Below are 15,651 nucleotides of genomic sequence, written 5' to 3' on the forward strand. Positions count from 1 at the left end.
CACCAATCCCCAGAGTCCGGAACGGGAATCGTGACTTCCAACGCCCCACGCAGCAGGTCCTTCAGGATTCATCCCGCGGCCGCCGTAGCGCTCGCCGCCACCACGGCCCTGCTGGCGGGATGTTCCTCCTCTTCCGACGACAACTCCGACCCCCTGGCCGGGGACAAGTCGGACGGCAAGACCGTCGTCGTCGGATCCAACAACTTCGCCGAGAGCATCCTGATCGCCGACATCTACGGCGAGGCGCTCAAGGCGAAGGGCATCAAGGTCACCTACAAGCCGAACATCGGCAGCCGTGAGACCACCTACGGCCTGCTGAAGAACGGCTCCATCACCGTGCTGCCCGAGTACAACGGCGCGCTGCTGGCCTACCTCGACCCGAAGGCCACCCCGAAGACGGTGGAGGCCACCACGGCCGCCATCGACGCCAAGCTGGACACCAAGCTGACGCTGCTCGACCCGGCCTCGGCGCAGGACAAGGACTCGGTCACGGTCAACGCGGCGACCGCGAAGAAGTACAACCTGACCGCCGAGTCCAGCATCGCGGACCTCAAGGACATCGCGAAGGACCTGTCGATCGGTGCCTCGCCGGAGTTCCAGACCCGCCAGCAGGGCCTGGTCGGCCTGAAGTCGGTGTACGGCCTGGAGTTCAAGTCCTTCAAGGCGCTGGACGCGGGCGGCCCGCTGACCCAGGCCGCGCTGAAGAAGAACACCGTGCAGGCGGCGGACCTCTTCACCACGGACCCGACCATCGTCAAGGAGAAGCACGTCGTCCTCCAGGACCCGGAGAACCTCTTCGGCTTCGAGAACGTGCAGCCCCTGGTCTACAAGAGCGGTCTGTCCTCGGACGGCGTCGCCGCGCTGAACGCGGTCTCGGCCAAGCTCGACACCAAGGCCCTGCTCGACCTGGACTCGCAGGTCCAGCTCGACAACAAGGACCCGCTGGACGTCGCGAAGGCCTGGCTGAAGACGGTCGGCCTGGGCTGACCCCCGGACCTCTGAAGCGGGCGTCCCTCTCCGGACCTTTCCGGGAGGGGCGCCCGCTTTCGTCCTGCCCGCCGCTCAGCGGCCCGTGTCTCCGTACCCGACGTCTCAGTAGCCGACGTAGAAGGTCGCGTCCTGCTGCTCGGTCGACGTCGAGATCGGGTCGATGCGCAGGACGTAGTTGGAGTGCCGGAGGTAGCGGGTCGGGTTGTTGTACGAGCGGAACGAGGCCCAGCTCGCGTCGGCGAGGCCCGCCGTGCGGTAGAAGGTCGCGTCACCCGCGAACGTCGACGTGCCGTCGTTGACGTCGAGTTGGAGCGCGTAGTTGTAGTGCCGCAGATACCGGGTCGGGTAGTTGACCGACTGGAAGGACACCCCCGAGCTGTCGGCGAGACCGGGGACCAGCTTCCACTGCGCGTCGGTGTACGGATCGAAGGCGTACTCGTCTATCCGGCCGATGTAGTTGCTGTGCCGGACGTACCGGGCCGGGTGGTTGTAGGACTTCAGCCGGTTCCAGGCGGGCGTGCCCCACTTGGCGACCAGGTTGTTGTACTGGGCCGTGGTGATGGGCTGGATGCCGCAGTGCTTGGAGTTCAGCGGCTGGGTGTACGTCTTCTGGTCGAGCGCGGTCCAGGTGCCGGTGGCCAGGCTGCTGGTCTGCCAGGCGTAGAAGACGCCGTTGGGCGACCAGGTGTCTCCCCACAGGTACCAAGTCGAGCTGGACGTGAGGGACTTGACCAGCGTCGGGGCCTCGGTGCCGTTGTGCGAGACGGCGGTGCTGAACTCCGTGAAGCTGCCCGGGTCCAGTGAGGTGGAGCGCGCGCCGACCAGGGTCGAGTTCTTCTTGAAGTACAGGTAGTTGTAGCCGCCCACGCCGACGGCCATGTCCCCGTCGATGACGTCGTAGCCGGGGTCGAAGAAGACCTGCGGGGAGCCGGCGGTCACGAAGTCGGTGGTGTAGTTCGCCATGATCACGTTGTGGCCACTGGAGTTGACCGCCGAGTAGATCACCGCGTACTGGCCGCGCTCCGCGTCCCAGAACGCCTCGGGCGCCCAGGCGTGGGTGTCCAGATCGTGCACCTTCATCCGCCGGTAACCGGTGAAGGTGCGCAGGTCGGTGGAGTCCCAGACGTGGAGGTACTGGCTGACGTACGTCCAGTCGGTGCCGTTGAGGTCGGTGGCGAGGACCACGAACGTGCCGTCCTGCTTGCGCAGGATGAAGGGGTCGCGCAGGCCGAGCGAGCCGGCGGTCGGCGTGGCCACGGGGGCGTTCTGGTTGAGCGGGGTCCACTGCAGGCCGTCGGTGCTGACGGCGAGATGCAGGCCGTAGTTGGCGGCGAGCATGTCCGGGGACTCGGTGAAGTAGGCCATCACGTACGCCGAGTCGGCGGCGTGGGCGGTACCGGCGCCGAGCGCCAGAGCGCCGGTGGCGGCGAGCGGCACGGTCGCGGTCATGCCGAGGAACAGGCGGCGGGAGGGGTGGGGGCCGGGGTTCGGTCTGGCGTTCATCTGGCTCTCCTGGGGGCGTGCGGGGGGTGCCCAAGTGTCGGTATATCGAACGAGGTTCGGTAAACCGATCAGAAGGTAGGGATGTGACACGTGAGCGTCAATCACCCGGTCACGCTTGGCCGGATTCGATCGATGATCCACAAGCACGTCACAGACGGGACATGGGTACGCCGGTGGGGCCGGCGGGGCCTAGGCCCGCGCCCGCTCCGCCGCCGCCCCCACCGCGCCCAGCTCCGCCCACGCCCGAGCCGCCGCCCCGACCGCCACCGCGTCACCGCCGAGAGCGGCGGGCAGCACCCGCAGGGCACGTCCGCTGACGGGCGGCTCGACGGTCAGCGTCCGGCGTATCGCGGGCTCGAGGAGCGACCACGACCGGCTGACGCCCCCGCCGATCACGCACGTCGTCACGTCCAGCAGACCGGCCGTGACCAGCAGTGCCCTGGCCACACCGGCACCCGCCGCCTCGTAGACCGCGAGGGCGTCCGCCTCGCCCCGGGCCGCCGCGGCGGCGACCTCGTGGGCGGTCAGGTCCCGGCCGGTGCGCTCGCCGTACCGCGCGGCGATCGAGCGGCCCGACGCCAGCGTCTCCAGGTGGCCGCGCCCGCCGCAGGTGCACGGCAGCTCGCCGAAGCCGGGCACGTGCCCGATCTCGCCGGCCGCCCCGTGCGGGCCCTCGTACAGGGCGTCATCCAGCCACAGTGCCCCACCGACCCCGGTGCCCAAGGTCATGCCGAGCACATACGGTTCGCCCGCGACCGCGCCGGCCGCCGCCTCCCCGCGCAGGAACGCGTTGACGTCGTTGTCGAGGAACGCCGGTACGCCCAGGGCCCGTTCGACCGTTGCCGTCACCTCGAACCCGGCCCAGTCCCGGAAGGAGTCGCTGGCCACCAGGATCCGCCCGGCCCGAACGTCCACCAGACCGGCCGCCCCGACACCAACTCCCAGCAGCCGACCGGGAGTCCGTTCGAGCAGCAGCCGTACGGCGTCCAGCGCGGCGCCGACCATCGCCGTCCCGCCCCGGTCCGCGGGCGTGGGCACCTCCAGGCGGTCGCCGATGCCGAAGTCCTCGGCGCACAGCACGACGTGGGTGGTCGTGCCGCCGATGTCGACGCCCGCGACCACCTCGGGGGAGCGCGTCACGCGGTGACCCCCGTACGCAGGGCCGCCCGGCGGCGGCGCTGCACGACCGGGTCCGGCACGGGCACGGCCGCGATGAGCCGGCGGGTGTACTCCGTCTCCGGACGCAGCAGCGTGGTCATGGTCGGCCCCTGTTCCTCGACGCGTCCGGCCCGCATGACGACGACCCGCTGGGCGAACTGCTGGACCACCGCGAGGTCGTGCGACACGAAGAGACACGCGAACCCGAGCTCGCCCTGCAACTCCGCGATCACCTCGAGCACCGTCCGCTGCACACTCACGTCCAGCGCACTGGTCGGCTCGTCCGCGACCAGCAGCCGTGGTTCGAGCACCAATGCCCGTGCGAGGCTGACCCGTTGCCGCTGACCGCCGGACAGCTCACGGGGCCCGCGCCCCGCCAACTCCCGCGGCAACCGCACCCGTTCCAGTACTTCCGCGACCAGCGTCCGCCGCTCGGCCGCCGACAGACCCCGGCGATGCATCCGCAGCGGCTCGGCCACGCACTCCCCGACACTCATCCGGGCGTCCAGCGAGGCCACCGGGTCCTGGAGCACCACACCGACCCCGGACAGCAGGGCTCGGCGCGCCCGCCCCCGGGTCCGGCCGAGCTCCCGCCCGAACAGCGACACCGCCCCGCCGCTCGGCGCGACCAGCCCCAACGCGACCCTCGCCGCCGTCGACTTGCCGGACCCGGACTCGCCCACGAGCCCGACCGTCTCACCGGGCCGCACCGTGAGAGACACGTCCTGAAGGGCCTGCACGGCCCCCGGCCCACGTCCGAACCGCACGGAGACATCCCGGAGTTCGACCACGGCTTCCCCCTCCGGGTCCGGCGGTGGGGGTGCCGGTGCCTTCACCGCCGGCTCCTCCACCGCCAGCCGGGGAACAGCCTCCAACAGCCGCTGGGTGTACTCGTGTTCCGGGTGCAACAGCACCTGCTCCACCGACCCGGACTCCACGACCTCACCGTTCAGCATCACCGCGACCCGGTCGGCGAAGTCGGCGACCACGCCCATGTTGTGCGTCACCAGCAGCACACCCGTATCGGAGTCGGCCGCCAACGCCCGGAGCAGATCCAGGATCTCGGCCTGCACGGTGACGTCGAGGGCGGTCGTCGGCTCGTCCGCGATCAGCAGGCCCGGCGAGTTGGCGATCGCCATCGCGATCACGACCCGCTGCCGCTGCCCGCCCGACAGCTGGAACGGAAACGCCGACGCCCGCCGCTCCGGCTCGGGAATGCCGACCCTGCGCAGGAGTTCGACCGCCTCACGGGCGGCCTCGGCACGCGAGACGGCCCGGTGATTGCGTACGACCTCGGCGATCTGCGCACCGACCCGGGTCAGCGGGTCGAGCGCGGTGGCCGGCTCCTGGAACACCATCGACGCGGTACGGCCCCGCAGTCGCGAGAGTTCGGCCTCGCCGGCCCCGACGACCTCCGTGCCGTCGACCGAAACCCGCCCCGACGCACGGGCGTTGGACGGCAGCAGACCCATCGCCGCGAGCGCCACCGTCGACTTCCCGGACCCGGACTCGCCGACCAACGCCAGCGTCTCGCCGGGCCGCACGTGCAACGACACCTCGCGCACGGCGTGCACCTCACCGGTGTCGGTGCTGAAGGTGACCCCCAGATCCGCGACCTCCAGGATGTTCGCCACCTTCGTCCCCTCTGTTTCCGTCACCCTCGGCCCCTCACGTCGAAGGCGTCGCGCAGCCCGTCGCCGATCGCGTTGAACGCGCACACGACGAGGATGATCGCGAGACCCGGCGGAACGATCAGCCACCAGCGCCCGGAGTACGCCGCCGTCAGCCCGGCGGACAGCATGCCGCCCCAGTCCGTCTTCGGCGGCTGGACGCCCAGACCGAGATACGAGACGTACGCGACGAGCAGGATCGCGTCGGCGACCTGGAAGGTGGCCGCGACGACGATCGTCGACACCGAGTTCGGCAGGATGTGCCGCCGGATGGCCCGCCCGTGGGTGCCGCCGGTCGCGCGCAACGTCAGCACGTAGTCCCGGCTCTTGAGCGTGAGCGTCTCGGCCCGCACGAGCCGGGACGGCACCAGCCAGGACACCAACCCGAGCACGACGATCAGGCCGAGCGTGTCCGGGGTCGTGATCGCGGAGACGACCAACAGGATGAACAGGGCGGGGATGGCGATCCCGGCATCCACGATCCGCATCATCACCGCGTCCAGCCAACCGCCGGCATACCCCGCGGTGGCGCCCCACAGGGTCCCGATGACGGTGGCCAGGATCCCGGCCGCCAGCCCGACGAGCATCGAGACCTTCCCGCCGTACATCAACCGCCCGAGCTCGTCGTGTCCGACGGCATCGGTACCGAGCCAATGGGAGCCGCTGGGCCCGAGGTTGACCTGGGTGAGGTCGGTGTGGGTCTGGTCGGTGGAGTACAGCAGCGGTCCGACGAAGCAGAAGAGAAGGAAGAGGACGACCACGGCGAGTCCGGCGACGGCCAGCTTGTTGCGCGTGAACCGTCGTAGCGACAGGCGGTAGTTGGCCACCGGCTCCGTCGTGGGCGTGGTCTGCAGGACGGCTGTCATACCTGGCCCGCCTTCACTCGGGGATCGACGATCCGTTGGACGACATCCGCCAGCAGCGTTCCGACGACCGTCGCCACGGAGATGACCAGCACGCACCCCAACAGCACCGGGTAGTCGGAGGACTGAGCCGCACTCCAGAACAGCAGCCCCATCCCGGGGTAGTTGAAGAGCTGCTCCACGACCAGCGCACCGCCGAACAGCACCGGCACGTAGTACCCGAGCATCGCGATCACCGGCGTCAGCGAGTTCCGGAAGACATGCCGGAAGAGAATCGCCCCCTGCCGGGCCCCACCGGCCCGCGCGGTGCGGACGTAGTCCTCGGAGAGGTTCTCCAGCGTCGACGCCCGCATATAGCGACTGAACACGGCCACCATGGACGCGGCCCCCGTGACGACCGGCAGCACGAGCCCCACCGGATCCGCGAACACGTCGGCCAGCGTGTCCCCTTGGGGCGCCTGGGAGGGGAACCAGTGCAGGGTCTGCGTGAAGACCAGCACCAGGATCAGCCCCAGGAAGTACACGGGCGTCGAGTACGCGACGAAGCTCAAGGTCGTGATCACGTAGTCGGCCGGCTTGTTGCGGCGCACGGCCTGCCACATGCCGAGCGGAATCGCGAGCAGCAGCCCCGCGAGGGCCGACAGCACCGTCAACACCAGTGTCTTCGGCAGCCGTTGCTCGATGAGCTTGGAGACCGCCTCGTTGAGCGTGTACGACGTGCCGAGGTCACCGTGGAGCAGGGTGCCGAGATAGTGGACGTACTGGACGGGCAACGAGCGGTCCAGTTCCTGTTCGTGGTTGAACGACGCGATCTGCTGGGCCGTCGCCTGTGGCCCGAGGATCCCGCGTGCGGGACCCCCGGGCAGCGCGTGCAGCAGGCAGAAGACCACGACCGTGACGATGAGGATCACCACGAGGGACTGGAGCACCCGCCGGGCCAGGTAGCCGAGAGTCTCCATGCCTCAGCTGGTCCACTTCCACTGCGCAGGATGGAAGTTGGCGAGCGAGTCCTGCGAGAAGCCGCCCAGCCCCTTCTTCATCACCGAGATCTGGTAGTCGGGCTCCGGCAGCCAGATCACCGGCAGATCCTTGGCGAGGGCCGCGCTGTACTCCTGGACGGCCTGGTTCGAACTCGACGTCGTGGACGCGGAGATGAGCTGGTCGACGCCCGTGTCGGAGTAGTTGCCGAAGTTCGAGCCGCCCTTGGTCTGGAAGAGCGAGTCGCCGGTCGGGAAGGCGTTGAAGTACCAACTGCCCATCGTGCCGAAGAAGGAGAGCTGCCACTTGCAGATCGACTGGCTCGCCGTGCACTGCGGGGTCTGCGAGAGCACCGAGTTGACGGGCGCGGTCTTGATGGAGAACTTGATGCCGGTCTTCGCGAGCGAGGACTGGATCGCGCTCATCATGTTGTCGGTCACCGTCGAACCGGACTGCGACAGCACCTGCATCTGGAACTTGGTGCCCTTGGCCACCCCTTCACCGCACTGCGAGGCGCCGGTCCCCGGGCTGGTGCAGGTCATGACCCCGCCCTGCGAGGTCCAACCATGGCTGGTCAGCAGGGACTTGGCGGCCGAGGTCGAGAACGGGTACGGGTTGTTCTTCTGCGTCGGCGACAGGAAGTCGGACGTCTGGGCCTGCGGGATCGGTCCGTAGCCGGGGACCGCCGTCCCGTTGAAGACAACTTTCGCCAACGTCGTCTGGTCGATGGACCGCTGGACGGCCTGGCGGGCGTACAGCTGCTTGAACACCGCGCCCATCGACGGGTTGTTGAAGTTGTACGGCATGTACGTGATCGCCCAGCCGGACCACGGCTTCACCTCGTAGCCCTGGGCGGTGAAGCTGTCCTTCTGGTCGAGGTCGGTCGCCTCGATGTAGCCGTAGTCCACGGTCCCCGACCGCAGCGCGTTCTTCTCGGCGTCCGCCGTGGTGAAGGGGAGCAGGTTCACCGTGGGGATGCCGGGCTTCTCGCCGCCGTCGTACTTCTTGTTGGCGGTGAGCACGACCTTGCCGGCCGTCGAGAAGGACTTGATGTCGTAGGGGCCGCTGGTCGTCTTCCACAAGGCGTTGGAGGCGTAACCGCCGATGTTCTTGGCCGCGTTGTTGAGGTACGTCCAGTCCTGCTTGGCGTCCCCGGGCTTGTCCCAGACGTGCTTGGGGAGCGGGTTGATGGAGTTCAGCTCGTTGGCCAGCATCCACTGCGGGTTGTAGGCCTTGTCGAAGGTGATCGTGAAGTGGCGGGCGTCCACGGTCTTGAAGGACGTCCAGTTGTCCGGTGCCTTGCCCGGGTTGTAGCCCGCCCACTCGGACTTGTTCGCCTTGATGAGGTCGAACCAGAACTTCACGTCGGCGGAGGTGATCGGCTTGCCGTCGCTCCAGTGCCGGTCGCCGAGCGTGATCGTGACGCTCTTGTTGTCGGCGGCGAAGTCGGCGGCCGTGGCCACCGAGCCCTTCTTGTTCCAGCCGATGGTGCCGGTGGAGCCGTCGTAGGCGATGAGCGGTTCCCACAGCGTGTTCGCGATGGAGATGTTGTTCGTGTTGAGGTGTGCGGCCGTGCCGATCGGCAGGATCCAGTTCGGCGTGAAGTTCGCGGGCAGCGCGTAGTTGATCGAGTCGTGCGACCCGGAGGACGACGTACCGCTCGACCCGGAACAGCCCGCGAGCAGCAGCGTGCCCGCGCTGAGGGCGGCTCCGGTGAGGAGTCTCGTGCGAGCAGGGGACATGGCTCTCCTCGAAGGCGAAAGGTCTGAGGGGCGGAGTGAGCCCAGTGAACGACTCGCGGGGACGAAGAAACAGGCGTGCCGCTGTAAAAAGCCTGTTACTGCTGTTCTGAAAAAACCCTGGAGGGTGCCCGTGAGGCTTACTCTCGACGCCCCGGCCGTCGAGATCGGAAGTTACTTCGCTCATGGTTGAAAAAAGCCCTCCGCCCCGGCGTCACGCAGCGGGCTTCTCCTCACTGGCCGAGCGCGTCCTCGAACTCCTCGCCTCCGGACAGGCGGCGACCCGCACGGAGCTGGCCGGTCTGCTCGGCGCCGCGCCCTCGACGATCTCGTTCACGGTGGGCCAGCTGCTCGACCACGGACTGGTCGCGGAGGAGGGCACGGTGGCCTCCGCCGGCGGGCGCCCGCGCAAGGTGCTGCGGCTCGGCGGCAGCGACGGCTTCGCGGTGGCGGCCGAACTCGGCGGCCGGCACGCGCACGTGGGTGTCGTGCTGCCGGGTGGCGGGATCACCGACGTCTCCACCGTGCCGTTCCCGACGGCGGACGGACCGGAGGCGGCGCTGCCGGGCCTGGCCGAGACGTTGGAGGCGCTGGCGGACAAGCACGGACGGGAACTGCTACGAGGCGTCGGGCTCTCCCTTCCGGGCCCGGTCGACGTCGAGCAGGGCGTCGTCACCCTCCCGTCCCGGATGCCCGGCTGGAACCGCTTCCCCGTCCGCGCCTGGCTCGACGACCGCTTCGGCGTCCCCGCGGCCATCGAGAACGACGCCAACTGCATGGCCGTCGGCGAGCACACCGTCCAGCCCGCCGGCCGCCGTCAGTCGATCATGGTCAAGACCGGCACGGCGATCGGCGCGGGTGTCATCGCCGACGGCCGCCTCTACCGGGGCGCCACCGGCGCGGCCGGCGAGATCACCCACGTCCGGGTCGAGGCGGCCCACGACATCCCCTGCTCCTGCGGGAACACCGGCTGCCTGGAGACGGTCGCCTCGGGCGCGGCCCTGGTCCGCATCCTGCGCGAGCGGGGCCTGCCGGTCACCTCCACCGAGGACGTCGTACGCCTCGCCTCCGACGCCGACCCCGAGGCGACCCGCGCGGTCCGCCAGGCCGGCCGCTACCTCGGCCAAGTACTGGCCGCCAACGTCAACTTCTTCAACCCGGATGCCGTGTACCTCGGCGGCATCCTCTCCACCCTGGAGCCGTTCGTGGCGGCAGTCCGCAGCCAACTCTACGAAGGCTGCCACCCGTTGGTGACGGAACACCTGGTGATCGACCGGGCCAGCTTGGGAGCCGACGCGGGCTTGGTGGGAGCAGGCCAGTTCGCACTGCAGAGAGCACTGGCTCAGGCATTGCAAACGGTCACAGACAAGACACGGTGACTTGTGCTTTTAGGGGCGCGGGGAACTGCGCGACCAGCCACGACGAACCAGCAGTCAACACGCGACCTGGAGCCCCCTTTGCCTTCTTCCCTTCCTGTAATCGCCATCGCAGGCCTCGGCATCGAATCCTCAACCTTCTCCCCAGCCCGCACCGAGGCCCCCGCCTTCCACCCACAGCGGGGCCAAGACGTCCTCACCCGTTACCCCTTCCTCAACCCGGGTACCGAACTCCGTACCACCGCCGAGTGGCGCGGAGCCCTCGTAGGCAAGGCACTCCCCGGCGGCACGGTGACGGCGTCCGCGTACGCCGACCTGACCGCCGAACTCCTCGACCGACTAAGGGAGTTGGGCCCGCTCGACGGCCTCTGGTACGACATCCACGGCGCCATGACGGTCGAGGGCGTGAACGACGCCGAGGCCGAACTCCTCGCCCGGATACGAGAGGTGATCGGCCCGGACGTCATCGTCTCCACCTCCATGGACCTGCACGGCAACGTCTCCCGCGAACTCGTCCACCGCAGCGACCTGATCACCTGCTACCGCATGGCCCCGCACGAGGACGCCATGGACACCAAGGAACGCGCCGCCCGCAACCTCGTCGACCTCCTGACGAGCGGCGCGCCCCGACCGGCCAAGGCCTGGGTGCCGGTACCGGTGCTGCTGGCCGGCGAGCAGACCTCGACCCGGATCGAGCCCGCGAAGAGCGTGTACGCGGCGGTCGAGGAGGTGGAGGCGGCCGAGGGCGTGACGGACGCGGCGATCTGGGTCGGCTACGCCTGGGCGGACGAGCCGCGCAACCGGGCGGCGGTCGTGGTCACCGGACCGGACGAAGACGCCGTTTCGGCGGGCGCCGAACGCCTGGCCCGCGGCTTCTGGGAGGCGCGGCACGACTTCGCGTTCGTCGCCCCCACCGGCACCCTGGACGAGTGTCTCGACGCGGCCCTCGCTTCCGCCGCCCGCCCCTACTTCGTCAGCGACACGGGAGACAACCCGACGGCGGGCGGCGCGGGAGACGTGACGTGGGGCCTCCAACACCTGCTGTCCCGACCGGAGTTCAAGGACGACACCGGCCCGGTGGCGATCTACGCCTCCCTGCCGGGACCCGCCGCCGTCGACGCGGCCGAGCGGGCCGGCATCGGGGCGACGGTCACCGTCACCGCGGGCGCGGAGGTCGACGACCGTCACGCGGGGCCCCTCACCCTCACCGGCGTGGTGCACGCGATCCGGCACGGTGACCGGGACGCCGGGACGGAGGTGGTGCTGAAGGTCGGCAGCGTGCACGTGATCCTGACCCGCCTGCGCAAGCCGTACCACCATGAACACGACTTCACCGACCTGGATCTGAGTCCCCGTCAGGCGGATCTCGTGGTCGTCAAGATCGGCTACCTGGAGCCCGAACTCTTCGCGATGGCCGCGGACTGGAAGATGGCCCTCACCCCGGGCGGCGTCGACCAGGACCTGACCCGCCTGGGCCACCACCGCATCCGCCGCCCGATGTTCCCCTTCGACCCGGAGATGAGCGAACCCGACCTCACGGCCCGGATCATCGCGCCGTCCGATCAGCCCCTCACGGGCCCTGACGAGTGAGCCGGCCGGGCCCGTCGGAGCCCGACGCGGTGGCGATCAACTGGTCGATCAGCGCGATCAACACGTCCCGGCACGAGCCGCGTTCACGTGCGTCGCACAGCAGTACCTGCACATGGTCCGGCAGGGCCAGGGAGTCGCGGATCTCCTCGGCCGGGTAGGGGTGGCTGCCGTGGAAGCCGTTGACGCCGACGACGAAGGGGATGCGCCGGCGTTCGAAGAAGTCGATGGCGGCGAAGCTGGACTCGGGGCGGCGGACGTCGATCAGGACGACCGCGCCCAGGGCGCCGATGGCCAGGTCGTTCCACATGAACCAGAAGCGCTGCTGGCCCGGGGTGCCGAACAGGTACAGGACCAGTTCCTGGCTGATGGTGATGCGGCCGAAGTCGAGCGCCACCGTGGTGGCCGTCTTCTCCTCGATGCCGTCGAGGTCGTCGACGTGCAGGCCCGCCGAGGTCAGCGATTCCTCGGTGCGCAGCGGGACGATCTCGCTGACCGCGCCGACCATGGTGGTCTTGCCGACACCGAACCCCCCGGCGATCAGGATCTTGACCGTGTCGGGTGCCGTCCGGGTGATGGCGTCAGAGCCGGCCAAGGCCGTCCCTCACTTTCTGCAGCAGGTCCAGATCCGGGGTCCGGGAGACGGGGTGCGGCGGGCGGGCGGTGATCCAGCCCTCCTCCAGCAGATCGCAGAGCATGATGACGACCACGCTCACCGGCAGGTCGAGCAGGGCCGCGAGCTCCGCGACGGCGATCGGCTCGACGCACCGGCGCAGGATGCGCTGGTGCTCGGGCTGTGACCGGGTGGCCCAGGTCGGCGGCGGGTCCACCGCGGTCACGGTCGTGATGAGGGTGAAGTCGGCGCGGCTGGGCGAGGTCCGCCCGCCGGTCAGCGTGAACGGCCGTACCAGCCGGCCCGCCGTGTCGCCTCCGCTCACCTCACGCGCCGGTGTCGACGGTGGGCCCGATGCCCGCCCGCGGGGCCGCGCTGAGGTGCTCGCCGATCTTCTTCACCAGCATGTTCATCTGGTACGCCACCACACCGACGTCCGCGCCCTGGCTGGTGAGCACGACCAGGTGGGCGCCCGGCCCGGCCGCGGTCAGGATCAGATAGCTGTGCGCCATCTCGATCAGCGCCTGCCGCACCGGGCCGCCGCGGAAGTCCATGGAGACGCCCTTGCTCAGGCTCATCAGCCCCGACGCGGTCGCCGCGAGGCGTTCGGCGTCGTCGCGCAGGAACCCGGTCGACTTGCTGACCACCAGCCCGTCCTCGGAGAGGACCACGGCGTGGTTCACCTCGGCGACCCGGTCCACCAGTCCGGTCAGCAGCTGGTCCAGTTGAGTGTGCGTGGCGGGAATGGGGCGTGTCATGGCGGTGTCCTTCGTCAGCTGTCGGCGGCGGGCGGAGTCGAGGTGACAGGGGTGCCGCCTGCCGGAACATGGGCACCCGGTGCCGGCGGTGGGGACGGTTCCTCCCGGTCGTACCGCTTCTCGGTGTCGTCGTCACGTGCCTGGAGCGTGCCGCGCTGGAAACCGGCGAGCGAGGACGCGGCGCGATCGGCGGTGAACTCGTCGCCGTCGACGTCCTCTTCGGCGGGCGCGGCCTCCTCGCGCAGCTCGGCGGCCAGACTGGTCTGCGGGACCCGGCGGGGGAGCGGCGTCAGCCCCTCGGCGCGGACGGCGGCCGACGGCGCACCGCGCGCCGGAGCGGGACGTGGCTCCCGTACGCCCTCCGAGGGGCTCTCCTCGGCATGGCTGTGGCTCTCCTCCCGGGCGTCCGCCCGCTCCGGCGCCTCCCGCGGGGCGGGCACGCCCGGTACGTCGGACGTGCCGGGTACAGCCGGGGTCTCGGGTACTTCCTGTACGACGATGTCGTGCGGGAGCAGCACGATCGCCGTCGTGCCACCGTAGGGCGAGGGGCGCAGGGTGACCGCGATGCCGTGCTGGGTCGCGAGCCGGGCGATGACGAACATGCCCAGGCGCAGGTCGTCGGCGAGCGCCACCACGTCGAACTGCGGGGGCTGCCCCAACTGGGCGTTGAGGGAGGCGTATTCCTCCTCCGACATGCCCAGGCCCCGGTCCTCGACCTCGACGGCCAGGCCCCTGGCGACCAGGGCGGCGCGGACGCCGACCGGGGCCGGTGCGGGGGAGTAGACGGTCGCGTTGTCGATCAGCTCGGCCAGCAGGTGGATCACGTCGGCCACCGCGGGCGGCGCCAGGTACACGTCCTCGTCGGTGTGCACTTCCACCCGCTGGTACTCGGCGACCTCGCCGACGGCGCTGCGCAGGATGTCGATCAGCGCGACCGGCTCCCGCCAGCTGCGCCGCGGCTGCTCACCGCTGATGATGACCAGGTTCTCCTCGTACCGGCGCAACTGGCTGGCCGTGGAGTCCAGTTCGTACAGGCCCTTGAGGACCTCGGGGTCGTTGTGCCGGCGCTCCAGCGTGTCCAGCTTGGTGAGCTGGAGGTTGACCAGGTTCTGGCTCTGCCGGGCGATGCCCAGGATGACCTTCTGGAACCCGCGCCGGGTGTCGGCGAGTTCGACGGCCGTGTGCACCGCCGTGCGCTGTGCCTTGTTGAACGCCCGTGCCACCTGGCCGAGTTCGTCGTCGCCGTAGTCCAGCGGCGGGGTCGCGAGATCCGCGTCGACCGTCTCGCCGCGGTCCAGACGGGCCACCACGTCCGGCAGCCGCTCCTCGGCCAGGCTCAGGGTCGCCTCCCGCAGACCGCGCAGCCGGCGGGAGAGCGAGCGGGTGATCCGCCAGGACATGACCACGCACAGCAGCAGCGCGACCAGGCCGCCCAGGCTCAGCGAGGCGGCGGTGATCAGCAGGCTGTCCGCCTTGTCGGAACTGCGGTCGAGCAGGCCGGTCGTCTGACGCTGGATCAACTTGCCGTACTCGTCGCCGACCTCGATCAGCGCGGCCCGCCACTGCTTCGCCTCGTTCGGCAGCGCCACGTTCCCGTCGGCGCCCTGGGGCCGGGCCGCGAGCACCCGGTCCTCGATGCTCTGGAGGGTCCGCCACGCGGGGCTCTGCAGGATCTTCTCGGTCTCCGTCTTCGTGCTGCCGCGCAGCGAGGGGACGATCTGGTCCGAGACCAGCCACCGGCGGGTGTCGACGACCTTGGTGAACGCGGTCCAGGACGCGGCGTCGAAGTGCCCGGTCGGGAAGGCCAGGGTGAGCTGCGCGTCCTCCTGGGAGACCATCTCCGCCGCGTGCTCCAGCGCGACGAGCGGTCCGGCCTGCGAGGTGAGGTCGCCGTCGTCGACCTGGGAGAGCTCCTGGAAGGCGTGGATCTGGTCGTCGATGATCGAGCTGTACTGGTCGAGGGACTGCTCGGCGGTGATGTCCGTCGGCTTGTCGACCTGACCGCGGTAGTACTCCAGGCTGCCCACCGAGCCGAGGACCGAGTAGAGGCGGTCCGAGATGCGCGAGGGCGCGTTCTGGATCGCGTCGGACTGGCGGACCAGCTTGGCGACCGCCCGGTCGGTCTCCGCGCGCTGCTTGTCGAGCGCCTCCCGGGAGCCTTCCGGCGCACCCGCCAGCCACACGGCCGACAGACTGCGCTCCCGCTGCAGCGCGAGCGTCGCGTCGGTGCCCATCGCGCCGGTGGACCGGCTCAGGTCCGTCTGTCCGCGCAGCCGCAACCCCTCGGCGAACATCTGGGTCGTCGTCACGCCCCACACGGCGGCGAGCGTGACGCTCGGCACCAGGGCCAGAAGGATCAGGGAGAGACGTATGGAGCCGAGACGGCGCCGGGCACCTGTCCGTGGAGACATCGTCG

At 69.9% G+C, this 15,651-nt stretch carries 13 protein-coding genes; 3 read left to right on the top strand and 10 right to left on the bottom strand.

The genetic code is table 11. The features are described from left to right. Window positions 1–30 precede the first annotated feature (30 nt). Window positions 31–987 (top strand): ABC transporter substrate-binding protein, encoded by a 957-nt coding sequence (locus ACWD5F_RS10385; RefSeq protein ID WP_451252955.1) that lies wholly within the window; start codon window positions 31–33, stop codon window positions 985–987. Between the two features lie 105 nt (window positions 988–1,092). On the opposite strand, the gene ACWD5F_RS10390 is transcribed toward ACWD5F_RS10385, so the two are convergent. The 6 genes from ACWD5F_RS10390 to ACWD5F_RS10415 all read right to left on the bottom strand — a co-directional run bounded on the left by ACWD5F_RS10390 (window position 1,093) and on the right by ACWD5F_RS10415 (window position 8,904). Beyond that, on the bottom strand, window positions 1,093–2,493 hold the full coding sequence (locus tag ACWD5F_RS10390) for a glycoside hydrolase family 43 protein (RefSeq protein ID WP_451252957.1): 1,401 nt from the start codon (window positions 2,491–2,493) through the stop codon (window positions 1,093–1,095). Between the two features lie 189 nt (window positions 2,494–2,682). Further along, complete coding sequence (locus ACWD5F_RS10395; RefSeq protein ID WP_451252959.1) at window positions 2,683–3,633, bottom strand: ROK family protein; 951 nt, start codon at window positions 3,631–3,633, stop codon at window positions 2,683–2,685. Next, window positions 3,630–5,309 (bottom strand): dipeptide ABC transporter ATP-binding protein, encoded by a 1,680-nt coding sequence (locus tag ACWD5F_RS10400; protein ID WP_451252961.1) that lies wholly within the window; start codon window positions 5,307–5,309, stop codon window positions 3,630–3,632. The genes ACWD5F_RS10395 and ACWD5F_RS10400 overlap by 4 nt, the downstream gene beginning before the upstream one ends. Next, entirely contained in the window at window positions 5,306–6,187 is an 882-nt protein-coding gene (locus tag ACWD5F_RS10405) for an ABC transporter permease (RefSeq protein ID WP_401717215.1), read from the bottom strand. The genes ACWD5F_RS10400 and ACWD5F_RS10405 overlap by 4 nt, the downstream gene beginning before the upstream one ends. Beyond that, window positions 6,184–7,143, bottom strand: a complete 960-nt coding sequence (locus tag ACWD5F_RS10410) for an ABC transporter permease (RefSeq protein WP_402346034.1) — start codon at window positions 7,141–7,143, stop codon at window positions 6,184–6,186. Before ACWD5F_RS10410 ends, ACWD5F_RS10405 begins: the two co-directional genes overlap by 4 nt. 3 nt (window positions 7,144–7,146) lie before the next feature. Continuing rightward, window positions 7,147–8,904, bottom strand: a complete 1,758-nt coding sequence (locus tag ACWD5F_RS10415) for a peptide ABC transporter substrate-binding protein (protein WP_451252965.1) — start codon at window positions 8,902–8,904, stop codon at window positions 7,147–7,149. 182 nt (window positions 8,905–9,086) lie between these two features. On the opposite strand from ACWD5F_RS10415, the gene ACWD5F_RS10420 reads away from it, so the two are divergent. Both ACWD5F_RS10420 and ACWD5F_RS10425 read left to right on the top strand, forming a co-directional pair. Beyond that, the gene (locus ACWD5F_RS10420; protein WP_451252967.1) at window positions 9,087–10,280 is read left to right on the top strand and encodes an ROK family protein; all 1,194 of its coding nucleotides are present in this window, start codon (window positions 9,087–9,089) and stop codon (window positions 10,278–10,280) included. 78 nt (window positions 10,281–10,358) lie between these two features. Further along, complete coding sequence (locus tag ACWD5F_RS10425; protein WP_451252968.1) at window positions 10,359–11,867, top strand: M81 family metallopeptidase; 1,509 nt, start codon at window positions 10,359–10,361, stop codon at window positions 11,865–11,867. Here ACWD5F_RS10425 and ACWD5F_RS10430 read toward each other — a convergent pair. From ACWD5F_RS10430 to ACWD5F_RS10445, 4 genes are read right to left on the bottom strand one after another with little or no spacing between them, the layout of a single operon-like run. Beyond that, window positions 11,848–12,459 (bottom strand): GTP-binding protein, encoded by a 612-nt coding sequence (locus ACWD5F_RS10430; protein ID WP_451252970.1) that lies wholly within the window; start codon window positions 12,457–12,459, stop codon window positions 11,848–11,850. The genes ACWD5F_RS10425 and ACWD5F_RS10430 overlap by 20 nt on opposite strands. Further along, a complete protein-coding gene (locus ACWD5F_RS10435; RefSeq protein WP_401717230.1) occupies window positions 12,446–12,802 on the bottom strand; it encodes a DUF742 domain-containing protein in 357 nt (118 codons plus the stop codon). The genes ACWD5F_RS10430 and ACWD5F_RS10435 overlap by 14 nt, the downstream gene beginning before the upstream one ends. Window position 12,803: 1 nt before the next feature. After that, complete coding sequence (locus ACWD5F_RS10440) at window positions 12,804–13,235, bottom strand: roadblock/LC7 domain-containing protein (RefSeq protein WP_401717231.1); 432 nt, start codon at window positions 13,233–13,235, stop codon at window positions 12,804–12,806. A 14-nt stretch (window positions 13,236–13,249) separates the two neighbouring features. Next, a complete protein-coding gene (locus ACWD5F_RS10445) occupies window positions 13,250–15,646 on the bottom strand; it encodes a nitrate- and nitrite sensing domain-containing protein (RefSeq protein ID WP_451252973.1) in 2,397 nt (798 codons plus the stop codon). Window positions 15,647–15,651 lie beyond the last annotated feature (5 nt).

Source organism: Streptomyces sp. NPDC002499, from assembly GCF_053595415.1.

Coding starts and splice junctions, on each gene's coding strand:
- ACWD5F_RS10390 (WP_451252957.1), bottom strand. CDS start 2,493: ATGAACGCCAGACCGAACCCCGGCCCCCACCCCTCCCGCCGCCTGTTC.
- ACWD5F_RS10405 (WP_401717215.1), bottom strand. CDS start 6,187: ATGACAGCCGTCCTGCAGACCACGCCCACGACGGAGCCGGTGGCCAAC.
- ACWD5F_RS10410 (WP_402346034.1), bottom strand. CDS start 7,143: ATGGAGACTCTCGGCTACCTGGCCCGGCGGGTGCTCCAGTCCCTCGTG.
- ACWD5F_RS10415 (WP_451252965.1), bottom strand. CDS start 8,904: ATGTCCCCTGCTCGCACGAGACTCCTCACCGGAGCCGCCCTCAGCGCG.
- ACWD5F_RS10420 (WP_451252967.1), top strand. CDS start 9,087: ATGGTTGAAAAAAGCCCTCCGCCCCGGCGTCACGCAGCGGGCTTCTCC.
- ACWD5F_RS10440 (WP_401717231.1), bottom strand. CDS start 13,235: ATGACACGCCCCATTCCCGCCACGCACACTCAACTGGACCAGCTGCTG.
- ACWD5F_RS10445 (WP_451252973.1), bottom strand. CDS start 15,646: ATGTCTCCACGGACAGGTGCCCGGCGCCGTCTCGGCTCCATACGTCTC.